41 protein-coding genes and 1 pseudogene are annotated in these 25,642 nt (G+C 66.1%); 3 read left to right on the top strand and 39 right to left on the bottom strand.

Features of this window, described 5'->3' with window-relative positions:
• The first annotated feature begins 290 nt into the window (after positions 1–290).
• Both VFO25_09195 and VFO25_09190 read left to right on the top strand, forming a co-directional pair.
• On the top strand, positions 291–983 hold the full coding sequence (locus VFO25_09195) for a hypothetical protein (protein ID HET9343072.1): 693 nt from the start codon (positions 291–293) through the stop codon (positions 981–983).
• 20 nt (positions 984–1,003) lie between these two features.
• Positions 1,004–1,984 carry an aldo/keto reductase gene (locus VFO25_09190; GenBank protein HET9343071.1) on the top strand — a complete coding sequence of 327 codons (981 nt, stop codon included), beginning with the start codon at positions 1,004–1,006 and terminating at the stop codon, positions 1,982–1,984.
• Here VFO25_09190 and VFO25_09185 read toward each other — a convergent pair.
• Entirely contained in the window at positions 1,974–2,957 is a 984-nt protein-coding gene (locus VFO25_09185) for a 2-hydroxyacid dehydrogenase (protein ID HET9343070.1), read from the bottom strand. The two genes, VFO25_09190 and VFO25_09185, sit on opposite strands and share 11 nt — an antisense overlap.
• Positions 2,958–3,127: 170 nt before the next feature.
• On the opposite strand from VFO25_09185, the gene VFO25_09180 reads away from it, so the two are divergent.
• Positions 3,128–3,514 (top strand): DUF4383 domain-containing protein, encoded by a 387-nt coding sequence (locus VFO25_09180; protein HET9343069.1) that lies wholly within the window; start codon positions 3,128–3,130, stop codon positions 3,512–3,514.
• 19 nt (positions 3,515–3,533) lie between these two features.
• Here the strand turns inward: VFO25_09180 and trpA are convergent, their stop codons facing one another.
• From trpA to tuf, 38 genes and pseudogenes are all read right to left on the bottom strand, one after another.
• A complete protein-coding gene (gene trpA, locus VFO25_09175) occupies positions 3,534–4,364 on the bottom strand; it encodes a tryptophan synthase subunit alpha (protein ID HET9343068.1) in 831 nt (276 codons plus the stop codon).
• Complete coding sequence (trpB, locus tag VFO25_09170) at positions 4,361–5,569, bottom strand: tryptophan synthase subunit beta (protein HET9343067.1); 1,209 nt, start codon at positions 5,567–5,569, stop codon at positions 4,361–4,363. Before trpB ends, trpA begins: the two co-directional genes overlap by 4 nt.
• Before the next feature lie 56 nt (positions 5,570–5,625).
• Complete coding sequence (locus VFO25_09165) at positions 5,626–6,261, bottom strand: phosphoribosylanthranilate isomerase (GenBank protein HET9343066.1); 636 nt, start codon at positions 6,259–6,261, stop codon at positions 5,626–5,628.
• The gene (trpC, locus tag VFO25_09160) at positions 6,258–7,043 is read right to left on the bottom strand and encodes an indole-3-glycerol phosphate synthase TrpC (GenBank protein HET9343065.1); all 786 of its coding nucleotides are present in this window, start codon (positions 7,041–7,043) and stop codon (positions 6,258–6,260) included. Before trpC ends, VFO25_09165 begins: the two co-directional genes overlap by 4 nt.
• Positions 7,040–8,047 carry an anthranilate phosphoribosyltransferase gene (gene trpD, locus VFO25_09155; protein ID HET9343064.1) on the bottom strand — a complete coding sequence of 336 codons (1,008 nt, stop codon included), beginning with the start codon at positions 8,045–8,047 and terminating at the stop codon, positions 7,040–7,042. Before trpD ends, trpC begins: the two co-directional genes overlap by 4 nt.
• Positions 8,044–8,625 (bottom strand): aminodeoxychorismate/anthranilate synthase component II, encoded by a 582-nt coding sequence (locus tag VFO25_09150; GenBank protein HET9343063.1) that lies wholly within the window; start codon positions 8,623–8,625, stop codon positions 8,044–8,046. The genes trpD and VFO25_09150 overlap by 4 nt, the downstream gene beginning before the upstream one ends.
• A complete protein-coding gene (locus VFO25_09145) occupies positions 8,622–10,079 on the bottom strand; it encodes an anthranilate synthase component I family protein (GenBank protein HET9343062.1) in 1,458 nt (485 codons plus the stop codon). The genes VFO25_09150 and VFO25_09145 overlap by 4 nt, the downstream gene beginning before the upstream one ends.
• 169 nt (positions 10,080–10,248) lie before the next feature.
• Complete coding sequence (rplQ, locus tag VFO25_09140; protein HET9343061.1) at positions 10,249–10,602, bottom strand: 50S ribosomal protein L17; 354 nt, start codon at positions 10,600–10,602, stop codon at positions 10,249–10,251.
• Positions 10,603–10,615: 13 nt separating this feature from the next.
• Positions 10,616–11,551 (bottom strand): DNA-directed RNA polymerase subunit alpha, encoded by a 936-nt coding sequence (locus VFO25_09135; GenBank protein HET9343060.1) that lies wholly within the window; start codon positions 11,549–11,551, stop codon positions 10,616–10,618.
• Positions 11,552–11,582: 31 nt separating this feature from the next.
• The gene (rpsD, locus tag VFO25_09130; GenBank protein HET9343059.1) at positions 11,583–12,242 is read right to left on the bottom strand and encodes a 30S ribosomal protein S4; all 660 of its coding nucleotides are present in this window, start codon (positions 12,240–12,242) and stop codon (positions 11,583–11,585) included.
• A 20-nt stretch (positions 12,243–12,262) separates the two neighbouring features.
• On the bottom strand, positions 12,263–12,661 hold the full coding sequence (gene rpsK / locus VFO25_09125; GenBank protein ID HET9343058.1) for a 30S ribosomal protein S11: 399 nt from the start codon (positions 12,659–12,661) through the stop codon (positions 12,263–12,265).
• 76 nt (positions 12,662–12,737) lie between these two features.
• Entirely contained in the window at positions 12,738–13,127 is a 390-nt protein-coding gene (gene rpsM, locus VFO25_09120; GenBank protein HET9343057.1) for a 30S ribosomal protein S13, read from the bottom strand.
• A 9-nt stretch (positions 13,128–13,136) separates the two neighbouring features.
• Positions 13,137–13,250 carry a 50S ribosomal protein L36 gene (gene rpmJ / locus VFO25_09115; protein HET9343056.1) on the bottom strand — a complete coding sequence of 38 codons (114 nt, stop codon included), beginning with the start codon at positions 13,248–13,250 and terminating at the stop codon, positions 13,137–13,139.
• A gap of 1 nt (position 13,251) precedes the next feature.
• A complete protein-coding gene (gene infA / locus VFO25_09110) occupies positions 13,252–13,452 on the bottom strand; it encodes a translation initiation factor IF-1 (GenBank protein ID HET9343055.1) in 201 nt (66 codons plus the stop codon).
• Positions 13,453–13,501: 49 nt separating this feature from the next.
• Complete coding sequence (map, locus tag VFO25_09105) at positions 13,502–14,350, bottom strand: type I methionyl aminopeptidase (GenBank protein ID HET9343054.1); 849 nt, start codon at positions 14,348–14,350, stop codon at positions 13,502–13,504.
• Positions 14,347–15,024 carry an adenylate kinase gene (locus VFO25_09100; GenBank protein ID HET9343053.1) on the bottom strand — a complete coding sequence of 226 codons (678 nt, stop codon included), beginning with the start codon at positions 15,022–15,024 and terminating at the stop codon, positions 14,347–14,349. The genes map and VFO25_09100 overlap by 4 nt, the downstream gene beginning before the upstream one ends.
• A complete protein-coding gene (gene secY, locus VFO25_09095) occupies positions 15,021–16,331 on the bottom strand; it encodes a preprotein translocase subunit SecY (protein ID HET9343052.1) in 1,311 nt (436 codons plus the stop codon). The genes VFO25_09100 and secY overlap by 4 nt, the downstream gene beginning before the upstream one ends.
• 10 nt (positions 16,332–16,341) lie before the next feature.
• On the bottom strand, positions 16,342–16,803 hold the full coding sequence (gene rplO, locus VFO25_09090; GenBank protein HET9343051.1) for a 50S ribosomal protein L15: 462 nt from the start codon (positions 16,801–16,803) through the stop codon (positions 16,342–16,344).
• Positions 16,784–17,311, bottom strand: a complete 528-nt coding sequence (gene rpsE, locus VFO25_09085) for a 30S ribosomal protein S5 (GenBank protein ID HET9343050.1) — start codon at positions 17,309–17,311, stop codon at positions 16,784–16,786. The genes rplO and rpsE overlap by 20 nt, the downstream gene beginning before the upstream one ends.
• Positions 17,312–17,314: 3 nt before the next feature.
• Positions 17,315–17,683 carry a 50S ribosomal protein L18 gene (gene rplR, locus VFO25_09080; protein ID HET9343049.1) on the bottom strand — a complete coding sequence of 123 codons (369 nt, stop codon included), beginning with the start codon at positions 17,681–17,683 and terminating at the stop codon, positions 17,315–17,317.
• A 93-nt stretch (positions 17,684–17,776) separates the two neighbouring features.
• On the bottom strand, positions 17,777–18,328 hold the full coding sequence (rplF, locus tag VFO25_09075; GenBank protein HET9343048.1) for a 50S ribosomal protein L6: 552 nt from the start codon (positions 18,326–18,328) through the stop codon (positions 17,777–17,779).
• Positions 18,329–18,335: 7 nt separating this feature from the next.
• Complete coding sequence (gene rpsH, locus VFO25_09070; protein HET9343047.1) at positions 18,336–18,734, bottom strand: 30S ribosomal protein S8; 399 nt, start codon at positions 18,732–18,734, stop codon at positions 18,336–18,338.
• A 22-nt stretch (positions 18,735–18,756) separates the two neighbouring features.
• A complete protein-coding gene (locus tag VFO25_09065) occupies positions 18,757–18,942 on the bottom strand; it encodes a type Z 30S ribosomal protein S14 (protein HET9343046.1) in 186 nt (61 codons plus the stop codon).
• Positions 18,942–19,496, bottom strand: coding sequence for a 50S ribosomal protein L5 (rplE, locus tag VFO25_09060; protein HET9343045.1), 555 nt, complete (start codon positions 19,494–19,496; stop codon positions 18,942–18,944). Before rplE ends, VFO25_09065 begins: the two co-directional genes overlap by 1 nt.
• Before the next feature lie 7 nt (positions 19,497–19,503).
• Positions 19,504–19,836: a 50S ribosomal protein L24 gene (rplX, locus tag VFO25_09055; protein HET9343044.1), complete on the bottom strand. Its 333-nt coding sequence runs from the start codon at positions 19,834–19,836 to the stop codon at positions 19,504–19,506.
• A complete protein-coding gene (rplN, locus tag VFO25_09050; GenBank protein HET9343043.1) occupies positions 19,836–20,204 on the bottom strand; it encodes a 50S ribosomal protein L14 in 369 nt (122 codons plus the stop codon). The genes rplX and rplN overlap by 1 nt, the downstream gene beginning before the upstream one ends.
• Positions 20,201–20,482, bottom strand: coding sequence for a 30S ribosomal protein S17 (rpsQ, locus tag VFO25_09045; GenBank protein ID HET9343042.1), 282 nt, complete (start codon positions 20,480–20,482; stop codon positions 20,201–20,203). The genes rplN and rpsQ overlap by 4 nt, the downstream gene beginning before the upstream one ends.
• Positions 20,479–20,682: a 50S ribosomal protein L29 gene (rpmC, locus tag VFO25_09040; protein HET9343041.1), complete on the bottom strand. Its 204-nt coding sequence runs from the start codon at positions 20,680–20,682 to the stop codon at positions 20,479–20,481. The genes rpsQ and rpmC overlap by 4 nt, the downstream gene beginning before the upstream one ends.
• Positions 20,672–21,103 (bottom strand): 50S ribosomal protein L16, encoded by a 432-nt coding sequence (rplP, locus tag VFO25_09035; protein HET9343040.1) that lies wholly within the window; start codon positions 21,101–21,103, stop codon positions 20,672–20,674. Before rplP ends, rpmC begins: the two co-directional genes overlap by 11 nt.
• A 273-nt stretch (positions 21,104–21,376) precedes the next feature.
• Positions 21,377–22,018, bottom strand: a pseudogene (gene rpsC / locus VFO25_09030) (30S ribosomal protein S3).
• A gap of 1 nt (position 22,019) precedes the next feature.
• Positions 22,020–22,361: a 50S ribosomal protein L22 gene (rplV, locus tag VFO25_09025; GenBank protein ID HET9343039.1), complete on the bottom strand. Its 342-nt coding sequence runs from the start codon at positions 22,359–22,361 to the stop codon at positions 22,020–22,022.
• Complete coding sequence (gene rpsS, locus VFO25_09020; GenBank protein ID HET9343038.1) at positions 22,358–22,642, bottom strand: 30S ribosomal protein S19; 285 nt, start codon at positions 22,640–22,642, stop codon at positions 22,358–22,360. Before rpsS ends, rplV begins: the two co-directional genes overlap by 4 nt.
• Before the next feature lie 4 nt (positions 22,643–22,646).
• A complete protein-coding gene (gene rplB, locus VFO25_09015) occupies positions 22,647–23,471 on the bottom strand; it encodes a 50S ribosomal protein L2 (protein ID HET9343037.1) in 825 nt (274 codons plus the stop codon).
• A gap of 78 nt (positions 23,472–23,549) precedes the next feature.
• The gene (gene rplW, locus VFO25_09010; protein ID HET9343036.1) at positions 23,550–23,864 is read right to left on the bottom strand and encodes a 50S ribosomal protein L23; all 315 of its coding nucleotides are present in this window, start codon (positions 23,862–23,864) and stop codon (positions 23,550–23,552) included.
• A complete protein-coding gene (gene rplD, locus VFO25_09005; GenBank protein ID HET9343035.1) occupies positions 23,857–24,495 on the bottom strand; it encodes a 50S ribosomal protein L4 in 639 nt (212 codons plus the stop codon). Before rplD ends, rplW begins: the two co-directional genes overlap by 8 nt.
• A 2-nt stretch (positions 24,496–24,497) precedes the next feature.
• Positions 24,498–25,163 (bottom strand): 50S ribosomal protein L3, encoded by a 666-nt coding sequence (gene rplC, locus VFO25_09000; protein ID HET9343034.1) that lies wholly within the window; start codon positions 25,161–25,163, stop codon positions 24,498–24,500.
• Positions 25,164–25,191: 28 nt separating this feature from the next.
• Complete coding sequence (gene rpsJ, locus VFO25_08995; GenBank protein HET9343033.1) at positions 25,192–25,500, bottom strand: 30S ribosomal protein S10; 309 nt, start codon at positions 25,498–25,500, stop codon at positions 25,192–25,194.
• Between the two features lies 1 nt (position 25,501).
• Positions 25,502–25,642, bottom strand: a 141-nt coding sequence (gene tuf / locus VFO25_08990; GenBank protein ID HET9343032.1) for an elongation factor Tu, incomplete at its 5' end; no start/stop codon positions are given.

Genomic DNA, 25,642 nt, shown 5'->3' with positions numbered 1-25,642 from the left:
TCGATCTCCCTCGCAGGCTCGACGCCAAAGCGGTCGACGAAACTCCCCTCCCGTGCTGCCCTCAGCGTGAGGGAGGCATACGCCGGAAATACTCCGGCTCCGCTAACATACAAGCGGTCGAGATTCATCTCGACCGCCGCGGTTCTTCACGAAGGATGAATTGGGAGCGGTCGAGATTCATCTCGACCGCCCGGCCTTTCAACTGTACGGTCGGTTCCGGTCGAGCTAAAGCTCGACCGCTCCCTAGACACCTAGGCGGACACGCCGAAATCGGCGCGAACCTTTCCGTCATGACCAAAGTCATCGTGGGCGGTCCTCACTCGGGTGTCGGCAAGACGCTCGCGTGCGAGCGTGCGCTACAGGCCCTCGCACCTTTACGTTTCGGGGCCATCAAGCTCACCGTCGCCGACGGCGAGTTCGAGCAAGGTCACGATCACGGTGCGGCAGCGTTGCGCGTCGCCGATGCAGCGGGTATCTGCGGACGCGGCGCATCGTGCGGCGTATGCGAGACCGTGTCGGCGAGCGTTCCGAGCCGAATCGTGACGAGCGAGGGAGCCATCCTCAAAGAAGGCACCGACACGTGGCGGCTCTCGCAAGCGGGCGCGATCGCCGTCGCTTGGGTGATCTCGTTGCGCGACGCCGCGGCAGATGCGATCGGGCGGGCGGAGCGCCATCTCCTCGATCGAGGCGCCGAGCACGTCCTCATCGAGGGCACGACGGCGCTCGATTGGATCGAGCCGGCCGCATCGGTCATGGTCGCTGCCGATCCCGGCCGCAGGTGGAAAAAGGTCGCGCTCGAGCGCATCGCATCGTGCGACATCGTGCTTCGCAACGCGCTGCCCGATCCATGCGGCGATATAGCCGCGCCGCAACGCCTTGCCGCTTGCGATCCGATCGACTGCGACCTTTCGAGCGTCGACGATCCGGGCACGCTCGAGTTCCAGCGCCGGCTCGCGCGGCTATACGCGGCGCTCTCCGTCTAGGAAAGGGAGTCATAGATACAGTGAAGCAGCGCAGGTTAGGCAAGCACGGCCCCAGCGTCTCGGCGATCGGCCTCGGATGCATGGGGATGTCCGAATTCTACGGCACGAGCTCGGAACAAGAATCGATCGCGACCATCCAGCGCGCCCTCGAGCTCGGATGCACGTTTCTCGACACCGCCGACATGTACGGACCGTTCACCAACGAGCGGCTCGTCGGCAAAGCGATCGCCGGCCGCCGCGACAAGGCGTTCATCGCGACGAAGTTCGGCAACCAGCGGACCGAAAGCGGCGACTGGATCCGCATCAACGGCACGCCCGAGTACGTCCACCAAGCGTGCGACGCGTCGCTTCAGCGGCTCGGCATCGATCGCATCGATCTCTACTATCAGCACCGCGTCGACAAAACCGTGCCGATCGAAGAGACGGTCGGCGCGATGGCCGAGCTCGTCAAGGCCGGCAAGGTCCGCTACCTCGGGCTGAGCGAGGCGGCGCCGGCGACGATCCGCCGCGCGCATGCCGTGCATCATATCACCGCTTTGCAGACCGAGTACTCGCTTTTCACGCGCGACGTCGAACGAGAGATCCTGCCGACCGTGCGCGAGCTCGGCATCGGCTTCGTCGCGTATAGCCCGCTCGGTCGCGGTCTTCTGACAGGCGCGATCAAGTCCGCGGGTGACTTCACCGACGGCGACTTCCGAGCGCGCCAACCGCGCTTCCTCGACGAGAACCTCGAACGAAACATGAAGGTCGTCGCGCTCTTGGAGTCGATGGCAGCTGCCAAGAGCATCACGCCCGCGCAACTCGCGCTGGCGTGGTTGCTCAATCGCGGCGACGACATCGTGCCGATCCCCGGCACGAAGCACCGCGCGCTCCTCGAGCAGAACTGCGCGGCGGTCGACGTCGAGCTGACGGCCGACGACGTCGCGCGGATCGCCGCAGTGGCAAAACCGGGAGCGTTCGCCGGCGCGCGCTACGCCGACATGAGCTCGGTCAACGCGTAGCGTCGACGCTCGCAGGGCCGCGAACGCGATCGGGCGCGTTGACCGCATGGAACGGCGCCTCGCCGCGTCGATAACGTTCGATGTTCTCCGCGACGACGTGCGCGATGCCTTCGTACGAAACATCGGTCACGCCAGCGACGTGCGGCGTCGCGATGACGTTGTGGGCGAAGAGCGGATTTGAAGCGTCCGGCGGCTCGCGCCAGAAGACGTCGAGTCCTGCGCCGGCGAGACGGCCGCTCGCAAGCGCACGCGCGAGCGCTTCGTGATCGACGAGGCCGCCGCGTGCCACGTTGATCAGATACGATCCCGGTTTGAAAGCGGCGAGCGTGCGCTCGCCGATGAGGTGATGGCTCGCGGCGTCGTAGTTGACGCAAAGAGCGACGTAGTCGGCGCGCGCGACGGCGTCGGTAAGATCGTCGGGTCCGTAGACGCGTTCGACGCCGAGTTCCGGCGCGCCGAGTTCGTCCGGACGCCGTCGCACGGCGATCAGCCGCATGCCGAACGATCGCAGCCGAACGGCAAGCGCCGAGCCGATGTCGCCGAGGCCGATGATGCATGCCGTCTTGCCATGAAGCGCGAGACCGCTCGGCTCTCCCATCGGCGTCTTGCCGAGATGGGCGCCGGCGGGCCAGCGGCGCGAAAGCGCGAGCATCAACAAGACCGCGTGTTCGGCCACCGACTCCGCATTGCCGACGCCGCGGCTCGGCACGCGAGCGACCCAAACGCCGGCGCGCGTCGCAGCGTCGACGTCGATCGTCTCGAGGCCGACGCCGAATTGCTGGACGAGCCCGAAGGTCCCCGCCGCGATAGCAGTTTCATCGATCTGCGCGACGTATGGGATGACGACGTCGATGCCGTCAAGCGACGACGCGAGCGATGATGCCGAGCATGCGATGACGCGATCGCGCGGAACGAGTGGCGCGAGACGCCAGCGCGCCTCGCTGTAGCCTTCTGCCGCGACCAGGATATTCACGGCGAGCCCGCTTCTTGGGGATGTGGGGCGCGCCTGCGCGCCATCCACAAGGAGACCAACGCGTCCCACAGAACGAACCAGCCGAAGCTTCGACCGCTGAACGCAAGACGTCTACCTTAGACGGTCGTGCGACCAGCGGTTTGGTCACTTTCCGGCTACGGGGGTCCTTCATGGCCAAGACAATCGGAATGCTCTTCGGTTGGATCTATCTGATCGTCGGCATCGCCGGATTCATACCCGCGCTCGGCGGATCGTTTTCTATGACGGAGAGTCTGTTGCTCGGAGTCGCGCACGTGAACGTGCTCCACAACATCGTCCATCTCATCATCGGCATCGCCGGCGTGACGATGTCGCGGACCGAAGAAGGCGCGGGCACGTTCTGCAAGACGTTCGGCGTCATCTTGCTCCTCATCGGGATCCTCGGCTTCATCACGCCGAACCTGTTCGGCATCCTGCCGATCGGCGGCGGTGACGTCTGGATCCACCTGATCACCGGTGCCATCCTCGCGGTCGCCGGTTTCGCCGCGGCGCCATCGCGCAACGCGACGGCTTCCTAGTCGCCACGGCGGGGCCGGCTCACTTGGTGCCGGCCCAGCTCTGCTTGACTTGGCCCCGGCGCGACGCCATGGCGAGCATAGCGCATAGCTCTCTCGCGGCGCACGGCTTGTCGTCTGCGCTCGAAATGCAATCGATCAACGCGCTCCCGACGATGACGCCGTCCGCATAGGCGGCGATCGCTCGCGCGTGGTCGGGTGTCGACACGCCGAACCCGACAGCGAGCGGCTTGTCGGTAAGCGGCCGGAGGCGCTCGACGAGATCTGCTACCGATCCGTCGAGCGTCTGACCCGCTCCGGTGACGCCCATCCGGCTGACGACGTAGACGAACCCGCTCGATCGCTCGGCGATCATCGGTATCCGCTCGGACGGCGTGGTCGGCGCGACGAGGAACGTCAACGGCACGCCGCTCGCGGCAAAGATATCGGCCGTGCCGACCGCTTCTTCGGGCGGCAGATCGGGAATGATCGCGCCAGCGAAACCCGACGCCGATAATCCCCGCGCCGTCCGCTCGACGCCGCGCACGAACACGGGGTTGAAATACGTGAAGGCGACAAGCGGCGCAGCGATGCGGTTCCTGTTGAGCTTCGCGATCATGGCGAGGACGCCGTCGAACGTCGTTCCCGCGCGGAGCGACCGTTGCGCCGCGGCTTGGATCGTCGGCCCGTCCGCTAGCGGATCGGAGTACGGTATGCCGAGTTCGATGATGTCCGCTCCGCCGGCGGCGACCGCTTCGATCAGCCCCGGAGTATCGGCGAGCGACGGATCGCCTGCCATGAGATACGCGATGAGAGCCGCCCGGTTTTCGGCAGCGCAGCGTTCGAAGACGGACGCGATAGGGCTCGCGTTCACGCGGTCGCCGCCGTCGTGCCGCGCGCGCGCTCGAGGGCGAAGCGCACCGCATCTTTGTCCCCTCGGCCCGACAGATTGACGAGGACGACCGCATCCGTCGGCAGCGTTCCTGCGAGCCGCTCCGCGAATGCGACCGCATGCGCGCTCTCGAGCGCGGGGACGATCCCCTCGAGCCGAGCGAGCCGCTCGAACGACGAGCGGGCCTCGTCGTCGGTGATCATGACGTAACGCGCTCGACCTGTCCGCTCGAGATGCGCGTGCTCCGGTCCGACCGCGGGGTAATCGAGTCCGGCCGAGATCGAGTGCGTCGGGGCGATCTGCCCGTCGGCATCTTGGAGCACGAGCGTCCTCGCGCCGTGGAGCACGCCGACCGTTCCGGCGCCTATGCTCGCGGCATGAAGGCCGAGCCGCTCGAGCCCGCGGCCGCCGGCTTCGACGCCCCATAGCTTCACGTCGGCGTCGTCGATGAAACCGGCGAAGATCCCCATCGCGTTGCTGCCGCCGCCGACGCACGCGACGACGTGATCCGGCGATCTGCCGTAGCGCTGCAAGCACTGCGCGCGAGCTTCTTCGCCTATCGTGCTCGCGAATCTCCGGACGATCATCGGATACGGATGCGCGCCGACGACCGATCCGATGACGTAGAAGGTCTCGCGTGCGGTCGCCGCCCAGTCGCGGAACGCCTCGTTCGTCGCGTCTTTAAGCGTTCGCGATCCGCTCTCGACGATTCGGACGCGCGCGCCCAGCAGTTCCATGAGATAGACATTGAGCGATTGCCGTGCTGCGTCTTCCGCGCCCATGTAGACCTCGACCGGTATGCCGAGGAGCGCGCCGACGGTCGCCGTCGCGACGCCATGCTGGCCGGCGCCCGTCTCGGCGATGATGCGGCGTTTGCGCGTCCGCTTCGCCAATAGTCCTTGGCCGACCGTGTTGAGGATCTTGTGCGCGCCCGTGTGGTTGCAGTCTTCGCGTTTGAGGACGATGCGCGCGCCGCGCGACCGTCGCGCAAGATTGTTCGCTTCGAATAGCGGCGAGGGCCGGCCGACGTAGTCGCGGAGCAGCGCCTGATATTCCGACCAAAAGCCGTCGTCTGCGAACGCGTCGGTGACCGCTGCCTCCAGCTCTCGCAGCGGCTCGACGAGCACTTCTGGGACGAAGCGTCCGCCGAATTCACCGTAGTAGCCGCGTTCGTCTGGTCCGTTCATGATCTGTCTTCCTTATCATACTTCAAGGCCGCGGCGGTCGAGCTAAAGCTCGACCGCTACAATGACTTCCTATGATGGTCGAACGCCGAGCGGGCGGCCGCGACGAACGCGCGCACCAACTCGGGATCCTTACGGCTCGCGTTTTCGACTCCGGTCCGCACGTCGACCGCATCGGGTCTCACCGACCGGATGAGCGGTGCGACGTTCGACGGCGTCAGGCCGCCGGCGAGCACGATCGCGGCGCCCTCGTGATCCGTGCGCGCACGCTGCGCCGTTTCGTGGGGAACGAGTCTTCCCGTTCCGCCGAACTCGATCGGCGACCAAACGTCCACGAGGACGGCGATAGCGCGGGCTCGTGCGCGCGCTTGTGCGGTCCATCGCTTCTCGCGCGCCGCTACGATCGTCGGCTTGCCGAACGACCCGCAGAACTCCGCGGTCTCATCTCCCGAGAACTGGAGGACGTCAAGGCGGCACGCGCCGATCGCTTCACGGACGAGCTCGGCGGCGTCTCCGGCGAAGACGCCCACGGTCGTGACGAACGGCGGAACCTCCGCCGTCAGCGCGCGCGCCTCGTCGATCGTCAGCCGTCGCGGGCTCTGGGCGAAGATGAACCCGAGCGCGTCCGCTCCTGCGGCGACGCATGCGTCGACGTCGGCGCGATCGGTCATGCCGCAGACCTTCACGCGGATCATAGCCCTCCGCCTCGCAGCGTTGCCAGCGCGAGCCCCGGTTCCTTCTCTCGCATGAGCGCTTCGCCGATGAGGACGGCGTCGTAACCCGCGCGGGCGCAGGCGGCTAGATCATCAGCCGTACGGTAGCCGCTCTCGGCGACCGTCACGATCCCTCGCGGCATGAGCGGGCGCAAATGCGTCGCGGTCGAAGTATCGACGGCGAAGCTCCGAAGGTCGCGGTTGTTGACTCCGATGACTCGTGCGCCGGCCCCGAGGGCGATCTCGAGCTCCCGATCGTCGTGCACTTCGACGAGCGGCGTCATGCGATGATCGACGACGAGCGCGATCCTATCGGAAAGCACGCCGGGCCTCATCGCCGCGACGATGAGCAGGATCGCATCGGCGCCGCTGCGCGCAGCTTCGCAGATCTGGTCGTCGTCGACGACGAAGTCCTTGCACAGCACCGGCAGCGACGTCGCCGCGCGGGCGGCACGAAGATCGTCGAAGCTCCCCCCAAAGCGCTCGGGCTCGGTCAAAACGGAAATGGCCGCGGCGCCTCCGCGTTCGTAGGCGACAGCGACGGTCCGCGCGTCCGCATCCGGCGCGATCGGTCCGGCCGACGGCGACGAGCGTTTGAACTCGGCGATGATCGACGGACGTCTACCCGCGACGAGCGCCCGCGCGAAATTACGCCGCGGAGCGCTTCGATCGCCGCAGGCGTTGTGGTCTCCCGACGGACGCACGGACTTCGCCCGCTCGACCGCGGCACGTCTCGAGTCGAGCAGCTCATCGAGGTACGTCATCGGTTCGTCGCCCGGACGAGCGCGTCGAGCTTCTCTTGCGCGCGGCCGTCGTCGATCGACTCCTGCGCTACGCGAAACCCGGCGTTCAGATCATCCGCGACGCCCGCGATGACGAGCGCGAGAGCGGCGTTGAGGGCGACGACGTCGCGGTGCGCGCCGCGCTCTGCCGCGAGGACGCGCCTGACGAGTTCAGCGTTGCGCGCCGCGTCGCCGCCGGCGAGCTCCTCGTTCGAACGCCGCTCGAGCCCGAACGCCGGCGGATCGATCGTGTACTCCATCACGCTCTCGCCCGTCCATTCGGCGACGCGATTCGGGCCTGCGAGCGATAACTCGTCGAGGCCGCCGTGGCCGTGCACGACCGCCGCACGTTCGCACCCGAGCCGCGAGAGCGCGAGGGCGACGAGCCCGAGCAGTTCGAGCCTCGGAACGCCGACGACCTGTCGTTGCGCGCCTGCGGGATTCGAGAGCGGACCGATGATGTTGAACAGCGTTCTGACGCCGATCTCCCGGCGGACCGGCGCGACGTAGCGCATCGCCGGATGATACGCCTGCGCGAAGAGGAACGCGATGCCATGGGCCTCGAGCGCTGCGGCGGCGACCTCCGCCGGCGCGTCGATCCGCACGCCGAGCGCCTCGAGCACGTCGGCGCTGCCGCATCTGCTGCTCATCGCGCGGTTGCCGTGCTTCGCGACGGTGACGCCCGCGCCCGCGACGACGAACGCGACAGCGGTCGAGATGTTGAACGTGCCCGACGCGTCACCGCCCGTGCCGCACACATCGACGATAGGTCGCCGCGTGACGGGGACCGCGATCGCGTGTGCACGCATCGCGGCGGCCGCACCCGCGATCTCGTCGGCCGTCTCGCCTTTGAGCGCAAGCGCGACGAGCAGCGCCGCGACCTGGGCCGGCGTCGCCTGTCCGTCCATGATCGACCCCACCGCGTCGCGCATGTCGTCGAGGAAGAGATGCTCGCCCGCGACGACGCGGCGTATGTGGTCGATCACGATGCGACCTCGGCCACGAAGTTCACCAGCAGCTTCGGGCCATGGCGCGTCAGCACGGATTCGGGGTGGAACTGGACGCCGTAGGTCGGGTGCGTCTCGTGCCGGAACGCCATGAGCAGTCCGTCGGCGCTTCGGGCGGTCACCTGCAAGACCGGCGGAAGCGTCCGCTCGTCGACGACGAGCGAGTGGTAGCGCGTCGCGTGGAACGGCGACGGGATGCCCGCGAACAACCCCACGCCATCGTGCGCCACGCGCGAGGTCTTGCCGTGGACGACGACCGGTGCGCGCAACACTCGCCCGCCGAATGCGGCGCCGATCGCCTGGTGGCCGAGGCAGACGCCGAGGATCGGCACGACCCCGCTGAGCGAGCGGATGAGCGCGAGCGAATTGCCCGCACGCTCGGGCGTGCCCGGACCGGGCGAGACGACGAGCGCGTCCGGCGGCGATGAAGCGACATCGGCCGGGTACACCGCATCCGCGCGACGCACGTCGACGTCCGCGCCGAGCACGCCGAGCGCCTGCGCCAAGTTGTACGTGAACGAATCGTAGTTATCGACGAGCAAGATGCGCGGTCTCATACGAGCGCTCCCGACGGCACGGGCACCGTGCGGATTTCCCGAGATCCGGCGAGCGGTTCGCGCAGCGCGGTCATGACGGCCGCCGCCTTGTGTCCGCATTCCCGATCCTCGCGGACGGGATCCGAATCGACGACGATACCGGCCCCCGCCGCGATGTGATACGCTCCGCCGTGGTGGTGCGCGCTGCGCAGCGTGATGCACGTATCCATCGACCCGTCGAACCCGAAATAGCCCACGCTGCCCGCGTAGAAACCGCGGCGAGAGCCTTCGAGCTCGGCGACGAGCTCCATCGCGCGGATCTTCGGCGCTCCGCTCACCGTGCCGGCGGGGAACGCGGACGCGAAGAGATCGAACGCGTCGCGGTCTTCGCGAAGCGTGCCGCGGACTTCGGAGACGATGTGCATGACGTGGCTGAAGCGCTCGACCGAGAGCAGATCGGCGACGCGCACCGATCCCGTCTCGCAGACGCGGCCAAGATCGTTGCGTCCGAGGTCGACGAGCATGACGTGCTCGGCGCGCTCTTTAGCGTCGCGCAGCAGACCCGCCGCAGCCCGGCGGTCCGCCTCGGGATCGCTCTCGCGAGGCCTCGTGCCCGCGAGCGGCCGCAGGCTCGCGGCGCGCCCGTCGAGGCGCACGAGCGTCTCGGGCGATGAGCCGAGCAGCGATCCCCAACCGAGCTTGAGGAAGTACATGTATGGCGACGGGTTGATCGCCCGCAACACGCGATACGCGTCGAACGGCTCGATGTCGGCGTCGACCGCCCACCGCTGCGACAGCACTATCTGGAAGACGTCGCCCGCGACGATCGATTCCTTCGCTCGGTCGACGGCGTCGCGATACGGGAGTCTGCGCGCGCCGCCGCTGCCGGTTTCGAGAGCCGCCGCATAACGAGTCGAGCGTTGCGGGGGCGCGACCGAGACGTCTTCCAACGCGTCGTCTATCGTCTCCACCAGCCGAGCGCCGTCGGAGCCCTCCGTCAAGACGACCGTCGCCGCTTCGTGCGTGAAGTGGTCGAAGACGACGATCGCTTCGGGCACGACAAGGTGCAGATCGGGCATCGGATCGCCCGCTCGGTCGAGGCGCGGCAGCCGCTCGAGATAGCCGGCGAATTCGAACGCCGCCGCACCGTACGCGCCGAGAAACCTTCGCCACTTGCCTCCGCCCGGCGGCGCCGGTTCGAGCCGGCGCAGCAGTTCGCGCGATGCGCGCAGCGCGTCGGTCGGCGCGAAGCGCTCCGCGCGATCGCCGATCCGAAGGTCGATGAGGCCGTCGACCGCGAGCACCTCGCCGAGCTTGCCAAGACCGAGGATCGAATAGCGCGAGGTCTGCTGCGCGCCCGGGGCGCTCTCGAGCAGGAACGACGTGCCGCGCCCGAGCGGCGCGAGGCGCAAATATGCCGCGATCGGGGTGATCCCGTCGGCGATCCGGACTTGGGTCGATACCGTGCGTTCCACGACGCGTGTTCCTCGCTTGAGTGACCGGCACAAAAAATAAGACGGACTCGATCTCTCGAGCCCGCCTGGGAGACTTGCGGAACGGGTGCGGCGCTAGGTCAGCGCCTGGACATGCGCAAGCCGGCGGGCTGAAGCCCACCACCACCAAGCCTGCGCGTGCGTCTTCATATTATTTGAGCAGCTCCAGCTGCGCCATCTCCGCCGCGTCGCCTTTGCGGATCCGCGTGCGGACGATCCGCGTGTACCCCCCGGCCCGGCCGGCGAGGCTCGGCGCGATGACGTCGAAGACTTTCTTGACGACATCGCCCGATGTCAGGTACGCCGCCACGAGGCGGCGGCTGTGCAGATCGCCTTTCTTGGCGCGCGTGATGATTCTTGACGCGACCCGGGACACCTCTTTCGCGCGCACGATGGTCGTCTCTATCTTGCCGTGCGTGAAGAGCGATGTCGCGAGATTGCGCAGCATCGAGCGCCGGTGATCGTCGTTGCGCCCAAGGCGCTTGTCCGCTTTGCTGTGTCGCATGGTCCGTTACGTCCTAGCCCGCTTTCAGCGAGAGGTTGCGCTCGGCGAGCTTCTCTTTGATCTCGTCGACCGACTTCTTGCCGAGGTTGCGCATGTTCATGATCTCCTCTTCCGTCTTCTGGAGCAGCTCGGAGATCTTCGTGATACCGGCGCGCTTCAAGCAGTTGTAGGAACGCACCGAGAGGTCGAGTTCGTCGACCGGGATATCCCAGCTCGCGAACGGCTTGGCTTCTTCCGCCGGCGCTTCCACCTCGGCGCGGCCGCTGAAGTTGACGAACAGCGCCAACTGGTCTTGCAGCACTTTCGCCGACGTGCTCATCGCCTCGTCCGGCGTGATGCTGCCGTTCGTCTCGATCTCGAGGATGAGACGATCGTAGTCCGTCACCTGCCCGACGCGCGTATCTTCGATGTTGTACGCGACCTTGCGGATCGGCGTGAAGATCGAGTCGACCGGGATGAGCCCGATGACGTGCTCGACGTTGCGCTGCTTGTCGGCGGTGACGTAGCCGCGCCATTTCTCGACGCCGATCTCCATGAACAGGCGCGCTTTCTTGTCGGAGAGCGTCGCGATATGGTAGTCGGGGTCGAGCAGCTCGACGTCCGCGTCCGGTACGATGTCGCTCGCTTTGACTTCGCGCTCGCCCGACGCCTCGATGCGGAGCACCTTCGGCTCGTCCGTGTTCATCTTCAAGGGCAGACCCTTGAGGTTGAGGATGATGTTCGTCGTGTCTTCGACGACGCCGGGGATCGTCGAGAACTCGTGGAGCACGCCGTCGATCTTAACGTACGTGACCGCCGCGCCCGGCAGCGACGAGAGGAGCAGGCGGCGCAGCGCGTTGCCGAGCGTGATGCCGAAGCCGCGCTCGAGCGGCTCGATCGCGAATTTGGCATAGCTGTCGCGGCGCTCGCGCACCTCGATCGACGCTCGTTGAAATTCCAGAACTGACATGTTTCCCTTTCGCTCTGACGCGAGATGCGTGTTATCGAGAATAGTATTCAACAATGAGCTGCTCTTCCACGTTCGTGTCGATGTCCGCTCGCGCCGGCGCTTGAAGCACGCGCGCTTTCACTTCTTGCTCGTTGTATTCGAGCCAGCCGGGCACGCGGCGTCCCTTCGCGTATTCCATGAGCGACAGGAAGACCGTGCTCTTGCGGCTCGCCTCGACGACCGAGATCTCGTCGCCCTTGCGCATCGTCATCGACGGGATGTTCACCCGGCGGCCGTTGACCGTGAAGTGGCGGTGGCGGACGAGCTGGCGCGCTTGCGCGCGCGAGGTCGCGAGATTGAGCCGGTAGATGACGTTGTCGAGCCGCGACTCGAGGAGCGCGAGCAGCGCCGCGCCGGTCTGACCCTTGCGACGGCTCGCCTTGTGGAAGTAGTTCTCGAACTGCCGCTCGAGGACGCCGTAGATGCGGCGCATCTTCTGCTTCTCGCGCAGCTGACGGCCGAATTCCGACACCTTGGGGCGGTTCTTGACGTTCGCCTTCTGACCGGGCGCTGCCGTGCGGCGTTCGACCGCGCACTTCTTGGACAGGCATCGTTCGCCTTTCAAGAAGAGCTTGACCTTTTCGCCGGGTTTCGCACCGCTCGCGCTCTCGCGGCGGCACATGCGGCAGACCGGACCTGTATATCGAGCCATACTAAGCTAGGAGTCTCCTTTTAGACCCGGCGCCGCTTCGGCGGCCGGCAACCATTGTGCGGGATCGGCGTGACATCTTTGATGAGCGAGATCTCGAGACCGGCCGCTTGGAGCGCACGGATCGCCGCCTCGCGGCCTGCGCCAGGACCCTTCACGTAGACCTCGACCGTGCGCATGCCGTGCTCCATCGACTTGCGCGCGGCGCTCTCCGCCGCCATCTGCGCGGCGAAGGGCGTCGATTTCTTGCTGCCCTTGAAGCCCATGTTCCCCGAGCTCGCCCACGCGATCGAGCCGCCTTGCGAGTCCGTGATCGTCACGATCGTGTTGTTGAACGACGACCGGATATGCGCCACGCCTTGCGAGACGTTCTTGATCTCCCGCTTCTTGCGCGGGCGTGCCTTTTTCGGTGCTGCTGCCATTTAAGTTCCTTTTGACGAGCCGAGCTTCGCTCGGCCTACTACATCAGCGGTCACGCAGGATTTCATCCGGCGTCAATCACTTGCCGCCTGGTCCCTTAGCTTTCTTCTTGCCGGCGACGGTCTTCTTCGGACCCTTGCGCGTTCGCGCGTTCGTCTTGGTCCGCTGACCGCGCACGGGCAAGCCGCGGCGATGACGCAGGCCGCGATAGCAGCCGATGTCCATCAGCCGTTTGATCGCGCTCGTGATCTCGCGCCGGAGGTCGCCTTCGACCTTCAAGTTCTTCTCGAGCTGCTCGCGCAGCTTCTGGATATCGCCGTCGCTGAGGTCCTTCACCCGGATGTCCGGATTGACGCCGGTCGTCGCCAAGAGCTTGAGCGCGGTCGGACGGCCGATCCCGAAGATGTACGTCAGCGCGATCTCGATGCGCTTTTCGCGCGGCAGGTCGATGCCTGCGATACGTGCCATGTCGTTCCTCTATCCCTGTGCCTGCTTGTGCTTCGGATTCTCGCAGATCACGCGCGTGCGTCCGGCGCGCTTGATGATCTTGCACTTATCGCAGATCTTCTTGACGCTTGGTCTTATCTTCATCCTACTTGTACCTGTACGTTATCCGTCCTTGACTGAGGTCGTATGGTGATAGCTCGACGAGCACCCGGTCGCCCGGCAATATCCTGATGAAGTTCATCCTGATCTTGCCCGAAACGCGCGCGAGCACTTTGTGGCCGTTGGCGAGCTCGACGCGGAAGAACGCATTGGGGAGCGGCTCGACGACGACCCCCTCCACCTCGATCGCCTCTTCTTTCGGCGATACGTCGACCTTCTCGCGGTCTTGTTTCTTCTTAGCCGGCCTGCGCCCGCCTCGACGTCTCTGCGCCAAGCGTTCCTCCATCATTCGTCGCGCCCGAATACCGCTCGGGCAGGCGGTTGACGTAGCGCTCTTCGTCCGCGGCCGTCAGCACCTCGAAGCCATCGGGCAGCACCGCGACGGTGTGCTCGAAGTGCGCTGACAGGCGGCCGTCGCTCGTGACGACGGTCCAACCATCGGGCTTCGTGCGCACTTCCCACGTGCCGGCGTTCACCATCGGCTCGATCGCGAGCACCATGCCGGGCTTGAGCACGACGCCCGTCCCTTTGCGTCCGAAGTTCGGCACCGGCGGTTCTTCGTGGAGCCGTTCGCCGACGCCGTGACCGACGAGCGCGCGGACGACCGAGTAGCCCCGCTGTTCGACGAACGTCTGGATCGCATGCCCGATGTCCGAGATGTGCGCACCGGCGCGCACCTCGCGGATGCCGACCTGCAGCGATTCTTCCGTCACTTCGACGAGCCGCTTCGCTTCGAGCGAGATCTCGCCGACGCCGACGGTGCACGCCATGTCCGAGTACCAGCCGTCGACGAGCGAGCCGATGTCGATCTTCAACAGATCGCCGTCGCGCAGCTTCCGCCCGCCCGGGATCCCATGGACGACTTCGTCGTTCACCGACGAGCAGACCGAACCGGTGAAGCCGTGATAGCCGAGGAACGCCGGCTCCCCGCCCCGAGTGCGGATCGCCGCCTCAGCGAGCCGATCGATATCCTTCGTCGTCATGCCCGGCTTGACCGCTTGGATGAGCTCCTCCAAAGCCGCGGCGGTGACGCGCCCGCTGGCGCGGATCTTGGCGACCTCTTGCGGCGATTTGCAGGTGATCATGCCGCGCGGCCTCCCTGCGGCGCTGCAGCAGCGACGATCGCGTCGTAGACCGCATCGATCGGCTGGGTGCCGTCGACGGTCCGAAGCAAGCCCGCGCCTTTATAGTAGGAGACGAGCGGCGCCGTCTGCGCGTCGTGGACCTCGAGCCGGTGGAGCACCATCTTCTCGGAGTCGTCGCTGCGGTGGACGAGCGTGCCGCCGCAGCGGTCGCACACGCCGGGCGTCTTCGGCGGCGCGTCGGTGAGATGGTATGACGCCTGGCAATTCGTGCACGTGGCCCGCTGCGTCAGCCGCTGGATGAGGATTTCGCGGGGCACGGAGATCTCGATGACCGCGTCGAGCGTCTTTTCCATCGCCGCCAGCTTCGCGTCGAACGCCGTCGCCTGATGGACCGTGCGCGGGAAGCCGTCGAGGATGAAGCCGGCGGCCGCATCGGGCAGCGCCAGACGCTCTTCGACGATGCCTATCGTCACGTCGTCCGGCACGAGCTCGCCGCGGTCGATGAAGCGCTTCGCGGCCATCCCCATCGGCGTGCGTTGCCGCACGGCGTTGCGGAATATGTCGCCAGTCGAGATGTCCGGCACGGCGAACGACTCGCTCAGTTTTCGCGCCTGCGTGCCCTTGCCGGCGCCTGGAGCGCCGAGGAGCACGACGCGCAATCCGGTGCCCGTCACTGCTTGATGAACCCCCGGTAGTCGCGCATCGCGAGCCGCGCCTCTATCTGGTTGAGCGTGTCGAGCGCGACGCCGACGACGATCAGCAGCGAGGTGCTGCCGAGATAGAAGGTCGTGATGTGCGTGAACGCCTGCGTCATGTTCGGCAAGATCGCGAGCAAGCCGAGATAGACCGCGGCGACGATCGTGATGCGATGGAGTATCTTCTGGAGATAGTCGGTCGTCGGCTTGCCGGGCCGGATGCCGGGGATGAAGCCGCCTTGCTTCTTGAGCGAGTCGCCGACGTCCATGATGTTGATGACGACCTCGCTGTAGAAGAACGTGAAACCGACGACGAGCCAGAAGTACACGAAGTTATAGAGGAAGCCGCCGTAGTTGAAATAGAGCGTCATGAACTGCGAGTAGCCTTGGGCCCACGCCGCCGTGCTCTTGCTCGCCCACGCCGCGATCTGCTGCGGGAACATGAGCAGCGAGATCGCGAAGATGATCGAGATGACGCCGGCGTTGTTCAGCCGCAGCGGGATGTACGTGCTCCGGCCGCCGTAGATCTTACGCCCCACGACGCGTTTCGCGTACTGCACGGGCACGCGCCGCTGCCCTTGATAGAGGAACACGATCGAGATGAGCGCGAGGATGCCGATGAGGGCGAAGATGACGAGGCCGCCGACGTCGATGCCGCCCTTGCCCGCGAGCTGTGCGGTCTGCGTGAAGTAGCGCGGATAACGCAGGATGATGCCGACGAAGATGATGAGCGAGACGCCGTTGCCGATGCCCTTGTCGGTGATCTGCTCGCCCAGCCACATGAGCCAGACGGTGCCGGCGGCCAACGTGAGCACGACCATGACGAGGTAGAGCGTCGGCGAGAACGGCACTTTGTCGAGCTCGAACACGCCTTGCCTGCTGAGCGCCACGACCATCGTCGCCGCCTGGATGAGCGCGAGGGCGACCGTCAACCAGCGCGTCCATAGGCCGACCTTGCGGCGGCCTTCCTCGCCGCCGTGCTGCATGAGCTCCTTCACCTCGGGGAAGACGACGGTGAGCAGCTGCATGATGATGCTCGCGTTGATGTAGGGCGTGATGCCCATCGCGATGACCGAGAAGTTCTGGAGCGCGCCGCCGGAGAGGAAGCCGATGAACTGGAGGAACTGCCCGGAGTTGATGAGGCTCTGCCACGTGGTGATATTGACGTACGGCACCTGGACGTAGACCGCGAGCACGAACGCCGCGAACGCGCCGAATACGAAGAGGATGCGGTTCCGCAGCTCCGGGACCACCATCGCGTTTGCCAGGTTGCGCCAGATCGTCATCGGACTTCTCTTATTCCTCGAATTTCGCGCCGGCTGCTTCGAGCTTCGCCTTCGCGGTGCTCGAGAAAGCGACGCCCGAGAAGCGAAGCGCCTTTTTCGGCGCGTCGCCCGAGCCGAGCACTTTGATGCCGTCGCGCATCTTGTTGACCAAGCCGGCCGCCTTGAGCGCGTCCGGAGTCACGACGACGGCCGGATCCCATGCCTCGAGATCGACGAGGTTGATCACCGAGTACTCGGTGCGGAAGATCTTCGTCGAGCGAGACTTCTGCGACACGCCGCGACGCTGCGGCAGACGGCGATACCACGGCGTCTGTCCACCTTCGAAATCCGGTCCTTTGCCGCCGCCGGAGCGCGCGGTCTGACCCTTGCCGCCCTTGCCGCCGGTCTTGACCATGCCGCTGCCATGCCCGCGGCCGATCCGAACGCGAATCGTCTTCGAGCCCGGCGCCGGCTTAAGTTCCGACAGTTTCAACTGCTTTGCTCCTTCCGAAGAGCTCGTCGACGGTCAGACCGCGCGACGCGGCGACTTCTTCGACGGTCCGCAGACTCTTCAGACCCGCGATGGTGGCGGCGATGACGTTGATCGGGTTGTTCGTTCCGATCGACTTCGTCAGGATGTCGTGGACGCCGGCGAGCTCGAGGACGGCGCGCATCGCGCCCCCGGCGATCACGCCGGTCCCCTTGCTGGCCGGCTTCATGACGACTTTCGCCGCGCCGACGATGATCTCGACCGGATGCGGGATGCTGCGCTCGACCATCCGCACGGTGACGAGCGATTTGCGCGCCGCTTCGACGCCCTTGCGGATCGCCTCGGGGACTTCGCGCGCTTTACCGGTCCCGTAGCCGACGCGTCCTTTGCGATCGCCGACGACGACGAGCGCCGAGAACGAGAACCGCTTGCCGCCCTTGACCACCTTCGCGACGCGGTTGACGCGCACGACGTGTTCTTCGAGCCCCGAGCCGTCTGTGATTCGAGCCATCCGTCAAAACTCCAAGCCGGCGCCGCGCGCCGCGTCGGCCAGGGCTTTGATCCGGCCGTGATATTTGTAACCGCCGCGATCGAACACGACCGCGTTGATGCCCTTCGCCTTCGCCCGCTCCGCGATGACCTTCCCGACTTTTTCGGCTGCGGCCGACGACGATCGCGACTCGAGACCCTCCGCGACGCCCTTCTCGCGCGTGCTCGCCGCGGCGATCGTCTGACCGGTCGCGTCGTCGATGAGCTGCGCGTACACGTGGTTCAGGCTGCGGAAAACCGAAAGCCGAGGACGCTGTGCAGCGCCTTGGATGCGCCTGCGAACGCGCGCGTGCCGGCGCGTGCGCAGCGCGTTGCGGCTCTTAGGCGTGGACATGGTTGGCCTCCGTCGGGCCGAGCTTCGCTCGCCCCAGTCGAGCGAAAGCTCGACCGCTACATTTGAGGAGCTGCGCCGACTGCGGTCGTCGCATTACTTCTTACCTGCCGTCTTTCCAGCTTTGCCGAGCTTGCGGCGGACGCGCTCGCCCTCGTAGCGGATGCCCTTGCCTTTGTACGGCTCGGGCGGCCGGATGTCGCGGATCTGCGCGGCGAGCTGACCGACTTGCTGCTTGTCGGCGCCGCTCACGGAGATCTTGTTCGTGCCTTCGACCGCGATCGTGATCCCCGCCGGCGGATCGACGACGACCGGATGCGAGAATCCGAGCTGGAGCGCGAGCTTCTTCCCCTGCATCTGCGCGCGATAGCCGACGCCGACGATCTCGAGATTGCGCGAGAAACCCTTCGTGACGCCGTCGACCATGTTCGCGATCAGCGTGCGCGTCAACCCGTGGAGCTGACGGCTGCGCTTCTCGTCGTTCGGACGCGCGACGGTCACGGTCGTTCCTTCGACCTTCACCGTGATGGGCAGCGCGACGACGAACGCGAGCTCGCCTTTCGGGCCCTTGACATTGACGCCGCCATCCGCCACCTTCACGGCTACGCCGCTCGGCACGTTGATGGCCATCCGACCGATCCTGCTCATCGTCTCCCTACCACACGAACGCCATGACTTCGCCGCCGAAGCCCATGCGTTTCGCCTGCTTGCCGCTCATGACGCCCTGCGACGTCGACACGATGACGAGCCCGAGCCCGCCCATGCACTTGGGGATCTCGCTCTTCGGCGAGTACAGCCGCAGACCGGGTTTGCTGATGCGCTGCAAACCGTTGATGACCCGCTCGCGGTTCGTGCCGTACTTGAGCGTGATCCGGATGACCTCGCGCGGCATCGCGGCCACGAGCTCGAAATCCTTGATGAAGCCTTCGGCCTTGAGGACCTTCGCGATCTCTTTCTTCAGCCGAGACGCCGGGATGTCGACCCGCTCGTGGAACGCCGTGTTGGCGTTGCGGATGCGGGTGAGCATGTCGGCTACGGGATCGGTCGTTAGCATGTGCCTTCCTCTAACCTACGTATCACCACGACGCCTTCGTGACGCCGGGGACCTGGCCCATATGCGCGCGCTCGCGGAAGCAGATGCGGCACAGGCCGAACTTGCGCAAGTAACCGCGCGGGCGGCCGCACAGCTTGCAACGGTTGTGCTGGCGCACCTTGAACTTCGGCTTGAGCTTCGATTTCTCGATCAGACTCGTCTTCGCCATCAGGCTGCCGCTCCATCACGTCGCAGCGGCATCCCCATCTCTTCCATGAACGCCACCGCATGCTCGTCGTTGCGCGCGGTCGTCACGATGACGATGTCCATCCCGCGCACCATATCGACTTTGTCGTAGTTGATCTCGGGGAACACGAGCTGCTCTTTGAGCCCGAGCGCGTAGTTGCCGCGGCCGTCGAGCGACGTCCGCGACATGCCGCGGAAGTCGCGGATGCGCGGCAGCACGATGTTCACGAGCTTGTCGAAGAACGCGTACATGCGCTCGCCGCGCAACGTCACCTTCGCGCCGATCTGCATGCCCTCGCGCAGCTTGTACGTCGCGATGCTCTTCTTCGCGCGCGTCACGACCGGCTTTTGGCCGGTGATCGCGACGAGGTCCGCGACCGCGCCGTCGATGGCTTTCGCGTTCTCGATCGCTTCGCCGACGCCCATGTTGACGACGATCTTGACCAGACGCGGCACTTGCATCGGGTTGGTCAGGTCGAAGCGTTTGCGCAACGCCGGCACGACCTGCTTCTCGTACCGCTCTTTGAGCCTGTTCATCCTATCCTTACGCCTTCACCGGACGCTCGGCGGTCTCTCCGCACCGCCGGCATGCCCGCTCTTTCGCGTTGCCTTTCATGACGAACGCGATCTTCGCCGGCTTGTTGCACTTCGGGCACACGTACATGACGCGCGAGACCGCGAGCGGCAGCTCCTTGTCGAGGATGCCGGCCTTCGCTTTCGGCGTCGCCTTCGTGTGCCGCTTGACGACGTTGACGCCCTCCACTTCGAGCGTGCGATCGGAGTGGCGCACGAGCTTCACGCGGCCGCGCTTGCCTTTATCGCGCCCGCTCAGCACGACGACCGTGTCGCCGGCGGCGAGCCGCATCTTCGCTGGCATCAGAGCACCTCCGGGGCGAGCGACACGATCTTCATGAAGTCGCGATCGCGCAGCTCGCGGGCGACCGGGCCGAAGATGCGCGTGCCGCGCGGGTTCATCTGATCGTTGATGAGCACGGCGGCGTTCTCGTCGAAGCGGATGAACGACCCGTCGACGCGCCGCAGCTTCTTCTTCTGCCGCACGATGACGGCTTTGACGACGTTGCCCTTCTTGACCGCGGCGCCGGGGATCGCGCTCTTCACGGTCGCCACGACGACGTCGCCGACGTACGCGTACGGGTGTCGCGAACCGCCGCTCACGTGGAACACCATGAGCTCGCGCGCGCCCGAATTGTCCGCCACCTTGAGCCTGGTCTGCGCCTGGATCACTTCGCCTTCTCCAGGATCTCGACGAGCCGCCAGCGCTTGCGCGCGGACAGCGGACGCGTTTCGGTGATGCGGACGAGATCGCCGACGCCCGCCGAATTCTCCTCATCGTGCGCGAGGAAGCGCTCGGAGCGACGCATCGTCTTGCCGTACGTCGGGTGGGCTCGCTGCATCTCGGTCACGACGACGATCGTCTTGCGCATCGCATTGCTCGCGACACGGCCGACCTTCGATTTGCGCGCTCCGCGCGCGTGGTTCTTCTCCTGTACGGGCGCGTTCAAACCGCCAACCTCCGCTCGGCGAGGATCGTGTGGATCGCCGCGATGCTCCGGCGCAGGCCGCCGACGCGGGCATGGTCCTCGAGGTGCCCCGTGACGAGCTGGAACTTCAGATTGAAGAGCTCTTCCTTCGTCGCGGCGAGCTTCTCTTCGAGCTCGCGCGTCGTCAGCTCGCGCAGCGCGCGCAGTTCGCTAGACTTCAAGCAGCTCACCTATCCCTTCGCGCGACAGGACTTTCGTGCGGATCGGCAGCTTGAATGCCGCCAGCCGCAGCGCTTCCTTCGCGACGATCGCGTCGACGCCGGACAATTCGAACATGACACGTCCGGGGCGCACGACCGCGACCCAGCCCTCAGGCTGACCTTTGCCGGAACCTTGCCGCGTCTCGGCAGGCTTTTTCGTGTACGACTTGTCGGGGAACACCGTGATCCAGACCTTGCCGCCGCGCTTGATATGGCGCGTCATCGCGATACGTGCGGCCTCGAGCTGGCGGTTCGAGATCCATGCCGGCTCGAGCGCTTGCAGACCGTACTCGCCGAAGTGAAGGCCGTTGCCGCTCTGGGCGCGACCCTTCATCCGGCCGCGCTGCACTTTGCGGTGCTTCACACGTTTGGGCATCAGCATCGGTTATGCGCCCCCTTCGCCGGCCGGCGCATCGCTCGACGCCGGGGTCTGCGTGGTCGGAGTCGTCTCGGGTTCCGCCTGCACCGTGGGTGCAGGCGCGGGCGCCGGTACGCTCGCTTCCGGCGTCGCAGGGGCAGCCGTCGCGCTCGCGGGTGCGGCCGGCTCGACTGCAGGTGTCGCCTCGGCGGCCGGCGCCGGACGACCGGGAGCTGCCGGGCGCGGACCGCGCGGCGCGCGTCGCGGTGGACGCGACTGCAACGCCGGCGCCGGAGCGCCTTGCGTCTTGCCGTCAGGCAGCACTTCGCCGAGGTAGATCCAGACCTTGACGCCGATGCGTCCGAACGTCGTGTATGCCTCGGAAGTCGCGTAGTCGATGTTCGCGCGCAACGTATGGAGCGGCACTTTGCCTTCGAAGTTGCGCTCGACGCGTGCGATCTCGGCGCCGCCGAGGCGTCCGCCGCACTGCACCTTGATCCCCTTCGCTCCGGCTTTCATCGTCCGCTGGAGCGCCTGGCGCATGGCGCGTCTGAACGCGATGCGCTTTTCGAGCTGGTCGACGATGTTGTTCGCCACGAGCTTCGCGTCGATCTCGGGATGTTTGATCTCGACGACGTTCACCGAGACCTGCTTGCCGGAGATCTTTTCGAGCCGCTTCTTGATCTCTTCTATGCCGGCGCCGCGCTTGCCGATGATGATGCCGGGCTTCGCGGTGCTGATGATGACGCGCGCCTGGTTCGCGCGGCGCTCGATCTCGACTTTCGAGATGGCGGCGGAGCGCGACATGCCTTCGAGCTCCTTGCGCATCTTCAGGTCTTCTTGCAGCCAGTTGACGTACTGCTTCTGTTCGAACCAGCGCGAGTCCCAAGTCCTGGTGATGCCAAGGCGCAGGCCGACCGGATGGACCTTCTGACCCATCTTAGGCGTCCTCTCCGTCGGTCACGATGATCGTCACGTGCGACATCCTTTTCTTCTTGAATCCCGCCTGCCCGCGGGCGCGCGCCTCGACGCGCTTGAACGACGGTCCGCCGTCGACCGTCGCTTTGGCGATGATGAGGCTCTCCGGCTTCATCGACAAGTTGTTCTCCGCGTTAGCGACCGCCGAGCGGAGGATCTTCTCGATCGCTTTGGCGGCCGAGAGCGGCGTGAATCGCAGCAACGTCAGCGCGTTGTCGACCCGCTTGCCGCGGATGACGTCGATGACCCGGCGCGCCTTGCGCGGCGGCACGCGGAGGAACTTGGCTGTCGCGCGCGCGTTCATACCTTCACCGCGGCCTTGTCGCCGCCGCTGCCGTGACCGCGGAACAACCGTGTCGGAGCGAACTCGCCGAGCTTGTGACCCACCATGTTCTCCTGCACGTACACCGGCACGTGCTTCTTGCCGTCGTGGACGGCGATCGTGTGACCGACCATCGCGGGCACGATCGTCGACGCACGCGACCACGTCTTGATGACGCGTTTCTCCCGCGTCGAGTTCATGCGCTCGACTTTGACGAGCAGATGCTCCGCGATGAACGGTCCTTTGGTGCGCGAACGGCTCATCGCCTCACTTCCCCCGACGCTTCACGATGAATTTCTGCGTGCGCTTGTTGTTGCGCGTCTTCTTGCCCATGGTCATCACGCCCCAAGGCGTCGTCGGCGGACGGCCCGCCGTCGAACGCGCCTCGCCGCCGCCGTGCGGATGGTCGACCGGATTCATCGCGATGCCGCGCACTTGCGGCCGCTTGCCGAGCCAACGCGAACGGCCGGCCTTGCCGACGACCTGGTTTTCGTGCTCGATGTTGCCGATCTGGCCGATCGTCGCTCGGCAGACGACGGCGACCATGCGCACTTCGCCGGACGGCATACGGACCTGCGCGTACGGTCCTTCCTTTGCCATGAGCTGTGCGGAGCCGCCCGCCGTGCGGACAAGCTTCGCGCCGCCGCCGGGCGTCAGCTCGATGTTGTGGATGACCGTGCCGACCGGGATGCCCGAGAGCGGCAGCGCGTTGCCGATCTTGATGTCCGCCGACGGACCCGAGACGATGACGTCGCCCGATTTGAGGCCGAGCGGCGCGATGATGTAGCGCTTCTCGCCGTCGCGATAGTGGAGCAGCGCGATGCGCGCCGAGCGGTTCGGATCGTACTCGATCGCCGCGACCTTGGCCGGCACGTCGTCCTTGTTCCGCTTGAAATCGATCTTGCGGTACATGACCTTGTGGCCGCCGCCGCGATGGCGCACCGTGATGTGGCCATTGAAGTTGCGGCCCGCATGCTTGCGGAGCGGCTCTAGGAGCGACGACTCGGGTCGTTTCGAGGTGACCTCCTCGAACGAGGGGATCGCCATGAAGCGCCGCCCGGGCGACGTCGGCTTGAACGTCTTTACCGGCATGCTTGACCTTTCGCGAATGTAGTAGGCCGACCGAAGGTCGGCAAGCCGAGCGTCGCTCGGCCTACTACATTATTGTTGTTACGATTCAAAATAGTTGACCCCGCCGAGCTCGATCTTGTCGCCTGCGCGAAGCGTCACGATCGCTTTCTTGCGATCCGGATGTTGGACCGTCGGCTTCATCGTGCGTTTACGCATGTCGCGCTTGCGCTTGCCTTGGACGGTCACGGTGTTGACGCGCAGCACCTTCACCTTGAAGATCTCTTCGATCGCTGCTTTGACGTGATGCTTCGTCGCGCGCGGATCGACTTCGAACGCATACTGCGCCTCGGCGGTATGCGAGACCGACTTCTCGGTGACGACCGGACGGATGACGACGCGTCTCGACTCAGGCACCGCACACCTCCGCCAGCGCTTCGTACGCGTTCTTCGTGACGAGCACGCGGTCGTGCGCGAGCACGCCGTGCACCGACACCTGACCGTGACTCACGACGGTGAGACGAGCGAGGTTGCGCCCCGACCGGACGATCGCAGCGGCGCCTTCGTCGCGGCCCGCATCGATGACGAACAGCACCGACGAACCCGCCTTCGCGCTCTCCGGCCAGATGAGACCGACGAGCTCTTTCGTCGCAGCCGGCGCGAGACCGGCGGCATCGATGACCGTCAGCGAACCGTCGGCGCCTTTTGCGGCGAGCGCCATCGCGAGCGCGCGCCTGCGAGCCTTCTTCGTCATCGCGATCGCGAACGAGCGCGGATGCGGACCGAAGACGACGCCGCCCTTACGCCAGATCGGCGAACGGATGCTGCCGTGACGCGCACGACCCGTGCCCTTCTGGCGCCACGGCTTGCGGCCGCCGCCGGCGACATCGTCGCGCCTCTTCGTGCTCGCGGTGCCTGCGCGGCGGTTCGCGAGATGACGCTTGACGGCTTGATGCAGCAGCGCACCCCGCGGCTCGACCGCGAACGCGGCCGGCACGTCTGCGCTGCCGATCTGCTTGCCTGATTTGTCGATGAGCGCGATCGCCATGCTTATTTCTTCTCGCTCTTCGCAGCCGGCTGCGCCTGCTTGGCCTTGCGCACTCGCACGCTCTTGCGGACGAGGACGACGCCCGTCGTGCCGCCGGGCACGGCGCCTCTGACGAGGAGCAGATTGCGCGACTCGTCGGCGCGGATGACTTCGAGATTGAGCGCGGTGACGCGATCGACGCCGAAGTGTCCTGGCCGATGGCTGCCCTTGACGGTCTTCGCCGCGTTCGTGTCGCCGTTGCTCGCCGGCTGGCGATGGATCATCGAGCCGTGGCTCGCGCCGCCGCCGCTGGCGTTCCAGCGCTTCATGATGCCGGTGAAGCCCTTGCCTTTGCTCGTGCCGATGACGTCGACGCGATCGCCGGGCTCGAAGCCGCCGACGGTGACCGTGTCGCCGGCTTTCACGTCGCCGAGGTCGCCGCGGAACTCGCGCACGACCGTCTTCGGCGCCGTCTGGAGCTTCTCGAAGTGCCCGCGCATCGGTTTCGTCAGGTGCTTGAGCTTGGCGTCCTCGAATCCGAGGACCGCCGCGTCGTAACCGTGTTTGTCGGCCGTACGCAGCTCGACGACCGAACATGGGCCGGCCGCGATCACGGTGACGGGCACGTAGCGCCCGTCCTCCGTGAACACGTTCGTCACGCCGATCTTGCGGCCGATGATGCTCTTCATGATGTCGTTTCCGTCTCGTCCTACGCGCTTACGCCTTCAGTTCGATGTCGACGCCTGCCGGCAGATCGAGGTGCATGAGGGCGTCCATCGTCTTCGCCGACGCCTGGTGGATGTCGATGAGCCGCTTGTGCGTGCGCATCTCGAAGTGTTCGCGGCTCTTCTTGTCGACGTGCGGCGAACGGTTGACGCACGTCCGGTTGATCTCGGTCGGCAGCGGCACCGGGCCGCTGACGAACGCGCCGGTGCGCGTCACCGTCTCGGCGATCCGGCGAGCGGACTGATCGAGGATCGAGTGATCGTATGCCCGGAGCCGGATGCGGATCGTCTGCTTCGGCATGCTACTCGATGACCTTGGTGACGACGCCTGCGCCGACCGTCCGGCCGCCCTCGCGGATCGCGAAGCGCAAGCCTTCCTCGCACGCGATCGGCGTGATCAGCTCGACGATCATCCGCACGTTGTCCCCCGGCATGACCATCTC

It is taken from the genome of Candidatus Eremiobacteraceae bacterium, from assembly GCA_035710745.1.
GTDB lineage: Bacteria > Vulcanimicrobiota > Vulcanimicrobiia > Eremiobacterales > Eremiobacteraceae > JANWLL01.
Note: the sequence above shows the minus strand (reverse complement) of the source record. Positions and strands in the feature narration are given on the sequence as shown.